At 72.2% G+C, this 12,792-nt stretch carries 15 protein-coding genes; 7 read left to right on the forward strand and 8 right to left on the reverse strand.

The genetic code is table 11. The annotated features are described in order from the left end of the window. Positions 1 to 7 precede the first annotated feature (7 nt). The 5 genes from ABZ924_RS11895 (at position 8) to ABZ924_RS11915 (ending at position 4,055) form a co-directional block, all read left to right on the forward strand. Positions 8 to 736 (forward strand): glutamine amidotransferase, encoded by a 729-nt coding sequence (locus tag ABZ924_RS11895; RefSeq protein ID WP_361907180.1) that lies wholly within the window; start codon positions 8 to 10, stop codon positions 734 to 736. Between the two features lie 225 nt (positions 737 to 961). Further along, positions 962 to 1,987, forward strand: coding sequence for a 6-phosphofructokinase (locus tag ABZ924_RS11900; RefSeq protein ID WP_361907182.1), 1,026 nt, complete (start codon positions 962 to 964; stop codon positions 1,985 to 1,987). A 90-nt stretch (positions 1,988 to 2,077) separates the two neighbouring features. Continuing rightward, a complete protein-coding gene (locus ABZ924_RS11905) occupies positions 2,078 to 3,040 on the forward strand; it encodes a cytochrome c oxidase assembly protein (RefSeq protein WP_361907183.1) in 963 nt (320 codons plus the stop codon). 32 nt (positions 3,041 to 3,072) lie between these two features. Next, positions 3,073 to 3,231: a hypothetical protein gene (locus ABZ924_RS11910; RefSeq protein ID WP_361907185.1), complete on the forward strand. Its 159-nt coding sequence runs from the start codon at positions 3,073 to 3,075 to the stop codon at positions 3,229 to 3,231. A gap of 113 nt (positions 3,232 to 3,344) precedes the next feature. Continuing rightward, entirely contained in the window at positions 3,345 to 4,055 is a 711-nt protein-coding gene (locus ABZ924_RS11915) for a lysophospholipid acyltransferase family protein (protein ID WP_361907187.1), read from the forward strand. Between the two features lie 49 nt (positions 4,056 to 4,104). Here ABZ924_RS11915 and ABZ924_RS11920 read toward each other — a convergent pair whose 3' ends face one another. The 8 genes from ABZ924_RS11920 to ABZ924_RS11955 all read right to left on the reverse strand — a co-directional run bounded on the left by ABZ924_RS11920 (position 4,105) and on the right by ABZ924_RS11955 (position 11,430). Beyond that, entirely contained in the window at positions 4,105 to 5,769 is a 1,665-nt protein-coding gene (locus ABZ924_RS11920; RefSeq protein WP_361907189.1) for an alpha/beta hydrolase, read from the reverse strand. A 195-nt stretch (positions 5,770 to 5,964) separates the two neighbouring features. Continuing rightward, complete coding sequence (locus ABZ924_RS11925; protein WP_361907278.1) at positions 5,965 to 6,693, reverse strand: urease accessory protein UreD; 729 nt, start codon at positions 6,691 to 6,693, stop codon at positions 5,965 to 5,967. Positions 6,694 to 6,842: 149 nt separating this feature from the next. After that, the gene (ureG, locus tag ABZ924_RS11930; protein ID WP_361907191.1) at positions 6,843 to 7,538 is read right to left on the reverse strand and encodes an urease accessory protein UreG; all 696 of its coding nucleotides are present in this window, start codon (positions 7,536 to 7,538) and stop codon (positions 6,843 to 6,845) included. 60 nt (positions 7,539 to 7,598) lie between these two features. Further along, positions 7,599 to 8,273 (reverse strand): urease accessory UreF family protein, encoded by a 675-nt coding sequence (locus ABZ924_RS11935; RefSeq protein ID WP_361907193.1) that lies wholly within the window; start codon positions 8,271 to 8,273, stop codon positions 7,599 to 7,601. Further along, a complete protein-coding gene (locus ABZ924_RS11940) occupies positions 8,273 to 9,994 on the reverse strand; it encodes an urease subunit alpha (RefSeq protein ID WP_361907195.1) in 1,722 nt (573 codons plus the stop codon). Before ABZ924_RS11940 ends, ABZ924_RS11935 begins: the two co-directional genes overlap by 1 nt. Continuing rightward, on the reverse strand, positions 9,987 to 10,298 hold the full coding sequence (locus tag ABZ924_RS11945; RefSeq protein WP_361907197.1) for an urease subunit beta: 312 nt from the start codon (positions 10,296 to 10,298) through the stop codon (positions 9,987 to 9,989). Before ABZ924_RS11945 ends, ABZ924_RS11940 begins: the two co-directional genes overlap by 8 nt. A gap of 14 nt (positions 10,299 to 10,312) precedes the next feature. Next, positions 10,313 to 10,615 (reverse strand): urease subunit gamma, encoded by a 303-nt coding sequence (locus ABZ924_RS11950; RefSeq protein WP_361907199.1) that lies wholly within the window; start codon positions 10,613 to 10,615, stop codon positions 10,313 to 10,315. Between the two features lie 365 nt (positions 10,616 to 10,980). Continuing rightward, entirely contained in the window at positions 10,981 to 11,430 is a 450-nt protein-coding gene (locus tag ABZ924_RS11955; protein ID WP_361907201.1) for an ATP-binding protein, read from the reverse strand. 196 nt (positions 11,431 to 11,626) lie between these two features. Between ABZ924_RS11955 and ABZ924_RS11960 the strand changes: the two genes are divergently transcribed. Then, complete coding sequence (locus ABZ924_RS11960; protein ID WP_361907203.1) at positions 11,627 to 12,562, forward strand: helix-turn-helix transcriptional regulator; 936 nt, start codon at positions 11,627 to 11,629, stop codon at positions 12,560 to 12,562. After that, entirely contained in the window at positions 12,526 to 12,753 is a 228-nt protein-coding gene (locus ABZ924_RS11965; protein ID WP_361907205.1) for a DUF397 domain-containing protein, read from the forward strand. Before ABZ924_RS11960 ends, ABZ924_RS11965 begins: the two co-directional genes overlap by 37 nt. Positions 12,754 to 12,792: the final 39 nt, after the last annotated feature.

The raw sequence follows: 12,792 nt of genomic DNA on the forward strand, positions 1-12,792 counted from the left end.
AAAGAGCATGAGCGACAACAGCCTGCGTCTGGTGTGGGTCTACCCCGACCTGCTCAGCACGTACGGAGACCAGGGCAACGCCCTCGTCGTCGAGCGCCGGGCCCGCCAGCGCGGCCTGGACGTGCAGCGCGTGGACGTGCGCAGCGACCAGCCCATCCCGACCTCCGGTGACATCTACCTCATCGGCGGCGGCGAGGACCGGCCGCAGCGGCTGGCCGCCGAGCGCCTGCTGCGCGACGGCGGCCTGGAGCGGGCCGTCTCGAACGGGGCGATCGTCTTCTCCGTGTGCGCCGGCTACCAGATCCTCGGCAACGAGTTCGTCAACGACATGGGCGAGCGCCAGCCGGGCCTGGGCCTGCTGGACGTCGTCACCGTGCGCGGCGAGGGCGAGCGGTGCGTCGGCGACGTCCTCGCCGACATCGACCCGCAGCTGGGCCTGCCGCAGCTGACGGGCTTCGAGAACCACCAGGGCGTCACGCACCTGGGCCCGTCCGCCAAGCCGTTCGCCCGCACCCGCATCGGCCGCGGCAACGGCACCGGCGACGGCACCGAGGGCGCGTACAACGACACGGTCTTCGGCACGTACATGCACGGCCCCGTGATGGCCCGCAACCCGCAGATCGCGGACCTCCTGCTGAAGCTGGCCCTCGACGTGAACGCGCTGCCGCCCGTCGACGACCGCTGGTACGAGGCGCTGCGCGCCGAGCGCATCGCGGCGGCGACGCAGCCCGCGTAACCCCGGCGCCACCCGGCGTTCGGCCCGGATTCCGCTTGCGGGGTCCGGGCCGTCGTGCGTTCCGGCGTACGCCCCGCTTCCGCGCGCCGTGCGTTCGCACAAGGATCCCGACCGGTGCGTGGAGGATGGTTCAGTCCGGTGCCGATCCGCTTGTAGGGTGACGGGTAGTTCCAACCGGACGACGTGGTCCGGTCGTCGGCCCACGTTGCAAAGGTTCTCTGTGCCATGCGCATTGGTGTGCTCACTTCCGGTGGCGACTGCCCCGGTCTCAATGCCGTCATCCGCTCCGTCGTACACCGCGCCGTCGTCGACCACGGCGACGAGGTGATCGGGTTCCACGACGGCTGGCGCGGCCTCCTGGAGGCGGACTACCGCAAGCTCGACCTCGACGCGGTGGCCGGCATCCTCGCCCGCGGCGGCACCATCCTCGGCTCCTCCCGCGTCCAGCCCGCGCACCTGCGCGACGGCGTGGAGCGGGCCCGCGGGCACGTCGCGGACCTCGGCCTGGACGCCATCATCCCGATCGGCGGCGAGGGCACCCTGAAGGCCGCCAACCTGCTCTCGCAGGCCGGCCTGCCGATCGTCGGCGTGCCGAAGACCATCGACAACGACATCGCCTCGACCGACGTCACCTTCGGCTTCGACACCGCGGTCGGGGTCGCCACCGACGCCCTGGACCGGCTGAAGACCACCGCCGAGTCGCACCAGCGCGTGATGGTCGTCGAGGTCATGGGCCGCCACACCGGCTGGATCGCCCTGCACTCGGGCATGGCCGCCGGCGCGCACGCGATCGTCGTGCCGGAGCGCCCCTTCGACATCGAGGAGCTGACGGCGATCGTCGGCGAGCGCTTCTCCGCCGGCAAGCGGTTCGCGATTGTCGTGGTCGCCGAGGGGGCCAAGCCGCGCCCCGGCTCCATGGAGTACCAGCAGGGCGGCAAGGACCAGTACGGCCACGAGCGCTTCGCCGGCATCGGCAACATCCTCGCCGTCGAGCTGGAGCGGCGCCTGGGCAAGGAGGCCCGCCCGGTCATCCTGGGCCACGTCCAGCGCGGCGGCACGCCGACCGCGTACGACCGCGTCCTGGCCACCCGCTTCGGCTGGCACGCGGTGGAGGCGGCACACCGCGGCGAGTTCGGGATGCTGACCGCGCTGCGCGGCACCGACATCGAGATGGTGCCGCTGGCGGAGGCCACCTCGACCCTCAAGACGGTCCCGGACGCGCGCTACGCCGAGGCCGAGACCGTTCTGTAGCCCTTTCCCCCTTTCTGTCGCCGCCCCCGGTCGCAGCTGCGGCCGGGGGCGGCACTACTGTGGTGGGGCACCACGGTCAAGGGAGAACAGATGGATCACAGCGGGCACGGCATGGACATGCACATGGACATGGACCTGCCGCCGTTCACCCTCGGGCGTGGTCTGGAGTTCTCCTTCGACGCCTTCTTCCTGATCGGCTCGCTCGTCGGCCTCGGGCTGTACCTGTGGGGCGTGGCGCGGCTGCGCCGGCGCGGGGACGCCTGGCCCGTGGGCCGGACCGTCGCCTTCGCCACCGGCGTGCTGAGCGTGGCCCTGGTGATGTGCACCAAGCTGAACGACTACGGCATGGTCATGTTCAGCGTGCACATGGTCCAGCACATGGTGATCAGCATGCTGTCGCCGATCCTGCTGCTGCTGGGCGCCCCGGTCACGCTCGCGCTGCGCGCGCTGCCGCCCGCCGGGCGGGGCCGCAAGGGCCCCCGCGAGCTGCTGCTGATGCTGCTGCACAGCCGCTACATGAAGGTGATCACCCACCCGGCGTTCACCATCCCGATGTTCATCGCCAGCCTCTACGCCCTGTACTTCACCCCGCTCTTCGATTTCCTCATGGAGAGCAAGGCCGGACACATCGGCATGATGGTGCACTTCCTCGCCGTCGGCCTGGTCTTCTTCTGGCCGATCATGGGCGTGGACCCGGGCCCGCACCGCCCCGGCTACGTGATGCGGATGCTGGAGCTCTTCGCCGGGATGCCCTTCCACGCGTTCTTCGGCATCGCGCTGATGATGGCCAGCGAGCCGATGATCAAGACGTACGAGAACCCGCCGGCCTCGCTCGGCATCGATCCGCTCCTCGACCAGCAGTGGGGCGGCGGCATCGCCTGGGCCTTCAGCGAGATCCCCTCGGTGCTGGTGCTGATCGCCCTGATGTACCAGTGGTACCACTCGGAGCAGCGGGCGGCGAAGCGCGCCGACCGGGCCGCCGAGCGCGACGGCGACCAGGAGCTGGAGGCGTACAACGCCTATCTCGCCTCGCTCCGCGCGCGTGGCCAGTAGCGCGATCCCGCTCCGGCGCGCCACCATGGGGCATGACCGGATCCGTCAAGGCGATGGCCGTGATGACCTTCGCCGCCCTGGTGGGCGTCGCCACGTACTCCGTGGCCCTCGGCAGCAACGGCTGGCTGTGGTTCGGCTGGGTGGTCCTGGGCCTCCTCACCGCCGGCATGGCGGCGTCCCGCAGCAGCTGAGGCCCCCGCCGATCGCCCGGCGCCCCGCGTTTTCCCCGTGTCCGGCCTCTCGGGCCCGGCGCCGGCTGTCCGTACGATGGCGGTGACAACGGGACGGCGACGGGAGCGGCCTGGTGTTCTACCACTTGCTCAAGTACGTGTTCCTCGGGCCGCTGCTGCGGCTGCTGTTCCGCCCGCGCATCGAGGGGCTGGAGAACATCCCGGCCGAGGGCGCCGCGATCGTCGCGGGCAACCACCTGTCGTTCTCCGACCACTTCCTGATGCCCGCGATCCTGAAGCGGCGGATCACCTTCCTCGCCAAGGCGGAGTACTTCACCGGACCCGGGCTGAAGGGCCGGCTGACCGCGTTCTTCTTCCGCAGCGCCGGCCAGATCCCCGTCGACCGCTCGGGCCGGGACGCCGGCCGGGCCGCGATCCGCGAGGGGCTGGCCGTACTGGCCCGGGGCGAACTGCTCGGCATCTACCCCGAAGGCACCCGCTCGCACGACGGCCGGCTGTACAAGGGCAAGGTCGGGGTGGCCGCGATGGCGCTCGGCGCCGGGGTGCCGGTCGTGCCGTGCGCCATGGTGGGGACCTTCGAGATCCAACCGCCCGGGCAGAAGATCCCGAACATCCGGCCGGTCACCATCCGCTTCGGCCGCCCGCTGGACTTCTCGCGCTACGCCGGCATGGAGGGCGAGCGGGCCGTGCTGCGCGCGGTCACCGACGAGATCATGTACGCCATCCTCGAACTGTCCGGCCAGGAGTACGTCGACCGGTACGCGGCCGAGGTCAAGGCCGAGGAGGAGGAAGCACGGAAGAAGGCCCGGCGCAGGACGCGCTGAGCCTTCTCCCGTGCGAGGGGCCTTACGGCCCGCTGCCCGTGTCACGGGGTCAGCGGACGGCCGGCAGCTCCTCCTGCGCGGGCAGGGCGGACGCCGGGGACTCGGCGAGCGCCTTCGCCGCGGCCGGGGCCGGGGCGACCGGGGCGGCGTGCGGACCGCACACCACGTCCTTGGCGTCGACCTTGCCGTGGAGCAGGTAGTCGTCCACGCGGGTGTTGATGCAGGGGTTCACCAGGCTGGTGACACCGTGCGAACCGGCGCCCTGCTCGGTGATCAGGCGCGAGCCGGCGAGACGGCGGTGCAGCTCGACGCCGCCCTTGTACGGGGTGGCCGCGTCACGCTCGGACTGGACGATCAGCACCGGGGCCAGGCCGTGCTTGGCACCGACGGCGATCGGCTTGCTCTGCTTGGACTTCCAGGTCGCGCAGGGCAGGTTCATCCAGGCGTTCGACCAGGTCAGGAACGGGTACTTCTCGTGCAGCGCCGAGTTGTCCCGGTCCCACTTCGTCCAGCTGGTGGGCCACTTGGCGTCGGCGCACTCGACCGCGGTGTACACCGCGTTGCTGTTCTCCGAGGCGATGTTGCCCTTGATGTCGGACATGTCCGGGGCGATCGCGTCGACCAGCGGCTTCTCGTCACCGGCGGCCCAGGCGCTGAACGCCTGCGCGACCGGGACCCACGAGGAGTCGTAGTACGGGGCGCCCTGGAAGAAGTTGATCAGCTCGGCCGGACCGGCGACGCCGCCGAGCGGCTTGGCCTTGGCCTGGGCGCGCAGCTGCTGCCACTTCGCCTCGACCTTGGCGCGCGTGTCGCCGAGGTGGAAGGACGCGTCGTTCTTGGCGACCCAGTCCTGCCAGTCGTTCCAGCGCATCTGGAAGGCGACGTCCTGCTCGAGGTTGGCCTCGTACCAGATGTTGTCCTGCGCCGGGTTGACCACGCTGTCGACGATCATGCGGCGCACGTGGGTCGGGAACAGGGTCGCGTAGACCCCGCCGAGGTAGGTGCCGTAGGAGACGCCGAGGTAGTTCAGCTTCTTCTCGCCGAGGGCGGCGCGGATGACGTCCAGGTCACGCGCGATGTTCGGCGTGGTCATGTACGGGAGCATCTCGCCGCTGCGCTCCTTGCAGCCGTCCGCGTACTCCGCGGCGAGCTTGCGCTGGGCGCTCTTGTCGGCCTCGGTGGCCGGAACCGGGTCCGCCTTCGGGGCCTTGACGAACGCCTGCGGGTCGATGCAGGAGATCGGCGCCGAGTGGCCGACGCCGCGCGGGTCGAAGCCCACGAAGTCGTACGCCTTGGCGGTGTTCACCCACAGCGGGGACTTGGTGGTGGACCGGCGCGGGAAGCGCATGCCCGAACCGCCGGGGCCGCCGGGGTTGTACAGGAGGGCGCCCTGGCGCTCTTCCTTGGTGCCGGTGCTGACGGCGCGGTCGACCGCGATGTCGATCGTCTTGCCGAACGGCTTGGCGTAGTCGAGCGGGACCTTGACCCAGCCGCACTGGATCGGAGCCGCGAAGCCCCAGTCGGCGGGGCAGTCCTTCCACTCGATCCCGGTCCGGGCGGCGCGGGCGGCGGCGAGCTGCGCGCCGAGCGCCTCCGGAACCGAGCTGGTGCCGGACGCGGTCGCCGCCGCGGCCGGCGGCGCCAGCAGCAGACCCGCCGCCAGCGCTCCGGTGATCAAAGTGGCAGCGCTCCCCAGCGCTGCTTTGCTTATCACGTGGTTGTTCCCCCTGCATCAGGCCCGGCCGGACACGGCCGGGTTGGGTCGGGTTGGTCGTGCGAATGCAAGGGGGATCCTTTCGCCTGACCTACACCTGACAACAGACCAACGTCGGGTTTCTTTGCCAACCCGATAACCGGAGAGGCGTGTACCGCTGAGCGGTGTCTGATTCGCCCCAGGTTCGCCCAGCAGTTACCAGCCGTACGTGCGACACGCCGCATCCAGGAGACCGCGCAGCCGCAGCGCGTCCGGCGCAAGTGCCGTGACCAGGACGGCGGGACCGGCCAGCGGGGTGACCACGGCGAACTCCCCCAGCACGGCCGCCGTGGGCGGAGCCGCGGCGAACCCCGGGTGGACGGCCAGGAGCTGACCGAGCGCCCGGTGCCCGGCGAGCCCCGCCGGGCCGTCCCAGCCGCCGGGTGCGCCGGGACCGCAGGCGAGCTCCTGGTCCAGCAGCGGTCGGCCGTCCAGGGTGACGGCGAGCCGGCTGCGCAGCAGGCCCGGCTCCTCGCCCGTCCGGCCCAGCACCTGCTCCTCGCGCAGCAGGAGCCGGGCCCCGGGGGCCAGTTCGGCGCGGGTGTGCACCCGCAGGTCGCTGCCGCGGACCGAGACCAGCGGCTCCGGCAGCCACCGCACCGCCGCGTCCTCGGCCACGCTCAGGCGTACGTCGTACCGCGCGGGGGTGCCGCCGCGGCCGGGCAGCGCCAGGGTGGCCGCCGCCGAGGCCAGGGCGAGGCGGGCCCCGGGCCCGGCGGTGGCCTCGACCGTGAGGTGGTCCCCGCCGAGCGGGGCGCTCATCGCGCCGACCAGCATCACGCCGGCCTCGGCTCCGGCACCCCGGGTGCGGCGCAGCGCGAGCGGCCCTTCGCCGGTGAGCAGCGGCAGGGCGGTCCCGCCGCGCCCGTCGGCGACGGCCCCGATCCGGGCGGTGGCCCGGACCCCGGCCGGGGCGGGCGCCGGGGCCGGGGTCGGGACAGAAGCGGGTACTGCGGCGGCCGGCGGGGCGGTGGCGGGCGGGGCAGCGGTGGCGGGCGGCGCGGTGGCCGCAGGGGCGGTGGCGGGTGGGGCGGTCACCGTGCGGTCCAGGCGGCGAGCCGCTCGCGCACCCACGCGGCCACCGGGGCGACGCCCTCCTCGCCGCGCAGGGACTGGAAGGTGACGGGCAGTGCGCCGCGCTGTTCGGCGGCGTCGCGGGCCATCCGGTCCAGGTCGGAGCCGACGTGCGGGGCGAGGTCGGTCTTGTTCACGACGAGCAGGTCGGCGGTGGTGACGCCGGGGCCGCCCTTGCGCGGGATGTCGTCGCCGCCCGCCACGTCGATCACGAAGATCTGGGCGTCGACGAGACCGCGGGAGAAGGTGGCGGTGAGGTTGTCCCCGCCGGACTCGACCAGGATCAGGTCGAGCGGTGCGCTCTGCCGGTGCGCTTCCTCCAGCTCCTCCACCGCCTCGAGGTTGGCGGAGATGTCGTCGCGGATCGCGGTGTGCGGGCAGGCCCCGGTCTCCACGGCGGTGATCCGCTCGGGCGGCAGCACGGCCTCGCGGAGCAGGAATTCGGCGTCCTCCCGCGTGTAGATGTCGTTGGTGACGACGGCCATGGACAGTTCGGTGCGCAGGGCACGGCAGAGCGCGGCGACGGTGGCGGTCTTGCCGGAGCCGACGGGCCCGCCGAGACCGATCCGCAGGGCGCGGCGCGAGCCGTCGGCGCGGACGGGCTCGGCGCTGTGGGTGTGGCGCTCGGGGAAGGTCGTGGCGTGGTCGAGGTGCACGGGGTACTCCAGGGGGGTGGGTGGGGTGGGGCCGGTGCGGGCGGGTCCGGCACACACGGGTCAGGACGCGAACAGCCGTACCGGCCAGTCGGCATGGATCTCCGCCGCGATCTCCAGCAGCGGCGAGGAGGCCGCGGGCAGGGCCTCCGGGCCTTCGAGCCGGGCCCGGTCCGCGGCCTGCACGGCCCGCCCGGCCACCGAGTCGAGCTCGGCCGCGAGGCGGGCCAGGACCCCGCTCGCCTCGAAGGGGTCCAGGCCGAGCAGCCGCACGGTGGCGGTCGCGGGCCCGCTGACGCTCTCGTACGCCGCCACGTGCGCGGCGTCGAGCGGCCCGAGGCCGGCGGCCCGGGCGGTGAGGCCGAGCACCACGGGCTGGTGCGCCCCGCGCGGGAACGCGGCGGCCAAGGCGTCGAGTTCCGCCGCGGGCCAGGTGGCCCGGGCGGCGCGCAGCAGCTGCCGGCCGAGCCGCCGGGCGGCGGTGCGCAGGGCGGGTGAGGGGGTGCGGGCGTCGGCGGCGGCGTCGAGGACGGCCGGGTCGAGCCCGAGGGCGGCGGCCGCGGCGAGGGCGGCGGCGGTGAGCCCGGCCGTGTGCAGGCGGCCGCGGCAGAACTCCTCCAGGGAGGCGGCGTCGTGGATGCGGCCCGCCTTGCAGGCGGCTTCCGCCCCGCCGGAGTGGGCGTGGCCCCCGGCGGGGAAGCGGCCGTCCGCGAGGACGAGCAGTGCGGCGAGGCCCATCAGAAGAGGAAGTATCTCTGGGCCATGGGCAGTTCCGCGGCCGGGGCGGGCTCCACCGCTTCGCCGTCGATGGTGACGGTGAAGGTGTCGGCGTCGACCTCGACCCGCGGCATGGCGTCGTTGTTGCGCATGTCCGCCTTGCCGACCTTGCGGGTGCTCTCGATGGCGGTGAACGCCTTGCCGAGGCCGAGCCGTTCGGGCAGGCCGTCGTCGAGTGCCGCCTGCGCGGTGAAGTTCACCGAGTTCAGGGCGGGGGCGCGCCCGTGGGCCCCGTACATCGGGCGGGGCAGCACGGGCTGCGGGGTGGGGATGGAGGCGTTGCCGTCGCCCATCTGGGCGTACGCGATCTGGCCGCCCTTGATGACGGCCTCGGGCCTGACCCCGAAGAACGCGGGGTTCCACAGCACGAGGTCGGCGAGCTTGCCGGTCTCGACCGAGCCGATCTCCCGGGCGAGCCCCTGGGCCACGGCGGGGTTGATCGTGTACTTGGCGACGTAGCGGCGGGCGCGGTGGTTGTCGGCGGGCCCGTCTCCGGCCAGGAAGCCGCGGCGCCGCTTCATCACGTGGGCGGTCTGCCAGGTGCGCAGGACGACCTCGCCGACGCGGCCCATGGCCTGGGAGTCGGAGGAGATGATCGAGATGGCCCCGATGTCGTGGAGGACGTCCTCGGCGGCGATGGTGGAGGGCCGGATCCGGGACTCGGCGAAGGCGAGGTCCTCGGGGACGGCGGGGTTGAGGTGGTGGCAGACCATCAGCATGTCGAGGTGTTCCTCGATGGTGTTGACGGTGTGCGGCCGGGTCGGGTTGGTCGAGCTGGGCAGGACGTTCGGCTCGGAGACCACGGTGATGATGTCGGGTGCGTGCCCGCCGCCCGCGCCTTCGGTGTGGTACGAGTGGATGGTCCGCCCGGCGATGGCGGCGAGCGTGTCGCCGACGAATCCGGCCTCGTTGAGGGTGTCGGTGTGGATCGCGACCTGCGCCCCGGTCTCCTCGCAGACGCCCAGACAGGCGTCGATGACGGCCGGGGTGGCCCCCCAGTCCTCGTGGATCTTGAACCCGAGGGCGCCGCCGCGCAGCTGGGAGTGCATGCCCTCGCGGGACATGGTGTTGCCCTTGCCGAGCAGGCCGATGTTGACCGGGTACGCCTCCAGGGCGGCGAACATGCGGGCCAGGTGCCAGGGTCCGGGGGTGACGGTGGTGGCCTTGGTGCCCTCCGCCGGTCCGGTGCCGCCGCCGACGAGGGTGGTGATGCCGGAGGCGAGGGCCTCGTCGATGACGGTCGGGGAGATGAAGTGGACGTGGGCGTCGATGGCGCCCGCGGTGACGATCTTCCCGTTGCCCGCGATGATCTCCGTCTCGGGGCCGATGACGAGGGCGGGGTCCACGCCGTCCATGGTGTCGGGGTTGCCGGCCTTGCCGATGCCGCAGATCCGGCCGTCGCGGATGCCGAGGTCGGCCTTGACGATGCCCCAGTGGTCGAGGACCACCACCCCGGTGATCACGGTGTCGGGGGCGCCTTCGGCGCGGGTGGTGCGGGCCTGGCCCATGGACTCGCGGATGACCTTGCCGCCGCCGAACACGGCCTCGTCCCCCGAGCGTCCGGGGCCGCCGCTGAGGTCCTGCTCGATCTCGATGAAGAGGTCGGTGTCGGCCAGCCGGATCCGGTCGCCGGCCGTCGGTCCGAAGAGGTCGGCGTACGCGCCGCGTTCGAGCTCAGCCATCGAGCGGCCCTCCTGTCTCGCCGCGCAGGCCCGGTACGGTGCGCAGGCCGCCCAGCGGTACGAGTTCCACCTCGACCGGGATGCCCGGCTCGAAGCGGACGGCGGTGCCGGCGGCGATGTTGAGCCGGAGCCCGCGGGCGGCGGCGCGGTCGAAGTCGAGGCCGGGGTTGGCCTCGGCGAAGTGGTAGTGGGAGCCGACCTGGACGGGCCGGTCGGCGGCGTTGAGCACGGTGAGGCGGGTGACGGGGCGGCCCTCGTTCAGGCGCACCGGTCCGTCCCCGTGGACGATCTCGCCGGGGATCATGCGGCTGCTCCCCCTCAGACGATCGGGTCGTGGACGGTGACGAGCTTCGTGCCGTCCGGGAAGGTCGCCTCGACCTGGACGTCATGGATCATCTCGGGGATCCCCTCCATGACCTCGGCGCGGCCGAGCACGCTGCGGCCGGAGGCCATGAGCTCGGCCACCGTCCGCCCGTCGCGGGCCCCTTCGAGGATGTGCGCGGTGATCAGGGCCACCGCCTCGGGGTGGTTGAGGAGCACCCCGCGCGCCCTGCGCCTCTCGGCCACGTCGGCGGCCACGTGGATGAGCAGTCTCTCCTGCTCGTGCGGTGTCAGTTGCACTCGTATCACCAAGCTTCCAGGACAAGATCAACATCGCGCCGAACCGACCCTAACGGCCTTCAACACCCTGTTGACCTGCGCATATCCGAGCCAAGCGTGTCTTGCCCAACGCTGAAAAAGGCTTTCCGTCCCGAGCACCACCGCTTTACCGGCGTATGGGTGATCATTGACGGAAGGCCGAAGGCACCACGCTAGGGGCCTCGTTTTTCCGTCGCGTTAACCCACGTTTCGGGGAGGCACCCGGTTCGGCCCGTGGGCCGACTTCAGCGGGTTCCGTATACGGACTCGGACGAGTGCGCGCCGTCGCCGACCGCTCCGCACGTGCTGCTGCTCAGCACGGGCTACCGCTCAGCACGTGCTGCTGCTCAGCAGGTGCTGCCGCTCGCGGCGGGGGCCGCGACCGGCCAGGGCAGGGCGATCCACACGGTCTTGCCGCCCTCCTCGGTGGGGCTGACCGAGAGTCGGCCGCCCGCCTCGGCGGTGAGCCAGCGGATGATGACCATGCCCCGGCCGTTGTCCTGCTGGACGGCTGCCGGGAGCCGCTTGGGCCAGCGCGGGTGGCTGTCGGTGACCCCGACGCGCAGCCACTCCCCGCGCTCCAGCCGCACGTCGACGGTGAAGGTGGGAGACTGCCCGAAGGTGTGCTGCACGGCGTTGGTGGCCAGCTCGGAGACGATCAGTCTCACGCTGTCCGCGGTGTCGGCCCCGTCGGGCAGGCCCCATTCGGCGAGTACATCGGCGACGTAGCGGCGGGCGGCGGCGACCGAGGCGGGATCGCTCGGCAGAGTGACGGTTGCTTCCTGGTGGTCTGCCATGGCGACGGTCCCTTTCCCACCGGGGCGCAACCGCCCCGGATCTGTGCTGGACGCCAGAGTGCCACCATCGTCCCGCGGGTGCTGCCGTTCCCCCAAGATATGCATATATCTGTCGCTCAATGCGGTGAACTCTGCTACGGAAGAGCGTATTTGGACGGCAAACTGGTGCGAGCTGTGCCGGTGGAAGGAGGCGGGTATGCAGCACGGTCCCGCGGTGCGCCGGCGCAAGCTCGGCGAGGAATTGCGTGCCCTGCGCGACCGTACCGGACTCACCAGTGGTGAGGCAGCCCGGATCGTCGGCTGGCACCAGTCGAAAATCAGCCGCATCGAGACGGGCCGCAGTGGCGTCAAACCGGAGGACATCCGGCTGCTGCTCGACGCCTATGGTTCGGTGGTGAGCCCGGAGCAGCGGGCGCTGTTGGAGGCGCTCGCGGTCTCGGCGGCCGGCCCCGGGGCGGGCGGCGACGCCGTGCGGGGCCGCCAGTGGTGGCACGACTACCGGGGCCTGCTGCCGCAGGAGTACCGGGACTTCATCAACCTGGAGGCGGGCGCCCGCTCGGCCCGCACGGTGGAACTCTCCGTGGTTCCGGGCCTCTTGCAGACCGCCGAGTACGCGCGGGCGGTGACGCGGGCCGCGCTGGGCGGTCTGCCGGAGCCGAAGGTGGACGCGCTGGTCGACGTACGGCTGGCGCGGCAGTCGGTGCTGCGGGCCGATCCGCCGCTCCAGCTGAGCGCCGTGCTGGACGAGGCGGTGCTGCGGCGGCAGATCGGGGGGCCTGGGGTGATGGCGGCGCAGCTGCGCCATCTGGTGGAGGTGGCACGGCTGCCCCAAGTGAGGCTCCAGGTGCTGCCGTTCAGCGTGGGGGGTCATCTCGGCCTGACCGGACCGTTCGTAATTTTCTCATTTCCGAACATCGCCGATCTGGATGTGGTGGTACTCGACCATTTGACGAGTAGCCTCTATCTGGAGCGGAAGGAAGACCTCGAGGCGTACAGCGCCGCGTTCCGCACGATCCAGGCGCACGCCCTCCCGCCCCGGGACTCGTCGGATCTCATCGGCTCACTGGCCGACGACGCGTATAAGGAGGCACCCCCGTGTCCGCAACCCCCCTCTCCACCAGCGGACTTCTGAAAAGTGCGACCCGGTGGCGGCGAAGCAGCCGCAGTACCGGAATGAACAACTGCGTGGAAACGGCCGTGCTGGACGGCGGCGGCCTGCTGGCCGTCCGCGACTCCAAGCGGACGGACGGCCCGGCCGTGCTCTTCACCGGGCCGGCCTGGAACGGCTTCCTCGCATCGCTACGGGCCGACGTGCTGGTATGACGTGCTGGTATGACGTCCTGACACCCGCACGCCGGCACG

The sequence above is a fragment of the Streptomyces sp. NPDC046876 genome (assembly GCF_040645035.1).
Lineage (GTDB): Bacteria > Actinomycetota > Actinomycetes > Streptomycetales > Streptomycetaceae > Streptomyces.

Bases quoted from the DNA above. Each gene is read 5' to 3' on its own strand.
- ABZ924_RS11900 (WP_361907182.1), top strand. From the start codon at position 962: ATGCGCATTGGTGTGCTCACTTCCGGTGGCGACTGCCCCGGTCTCAAT.
- ABZ924_RS11905 (WP_361907183.1), top strand. From the start codon at position 2,078: ATGGATCACAGCGGGCACGGCATGGACATGCACATGGACATGGACCTG.
- ABZ924_RS11940 (WP_361907195.1), bottom strand. From the start codon at position 9,994: ATGGCTGAGCTCGAACGCGGCGCGTACGCCGACCTCTTCGGACCGACG.
- ABZ924_RS11935 (WP_361907193.1), bottom strand. From the start codon at position 8,273: ATGGGCCTCGCCGCACTGCTCGTCCTCGCGGACGGCCGCTTCCCCGCC.
- ABZ924_RS11955 (WP_361907201.1), bottom strand. From the start codon at position 11,430: ATGGCAGACCACCAGGAAGCAACCGTCACTCTGCCGAGCGATCCCGCC.
- ABZ924_RS11895 (WP_361907180.1), top strand. From the start codon at position 8: ATGAGCGACAACAGCCTGCGTCTGGTGTGGGTCTACCCCGACCTGCTC.
- ABZ924_RS11945 (WP_361907197.1), bottom strand. From the start codon at position 10,298: ATGATCCCCGGCGAGATCGTCCACGGGGACGGACCGGTGCGCCTGAAC.
- ABZ924_RS11910 (WP_361907185.1), top strand. From the start codon at position 3,073: ATGACCGGATCCGTCAAGGCGATGGCCGTGATGACCTTCGCCGCCCTG.
- ABZ924_RS11960 (WP_361907203.1), top strand. From the start codon at position 11,627: ATGCAGCACGGTCCCGCGGTGCGCCGGCGCAAGCTCGGCGAGGAATTG.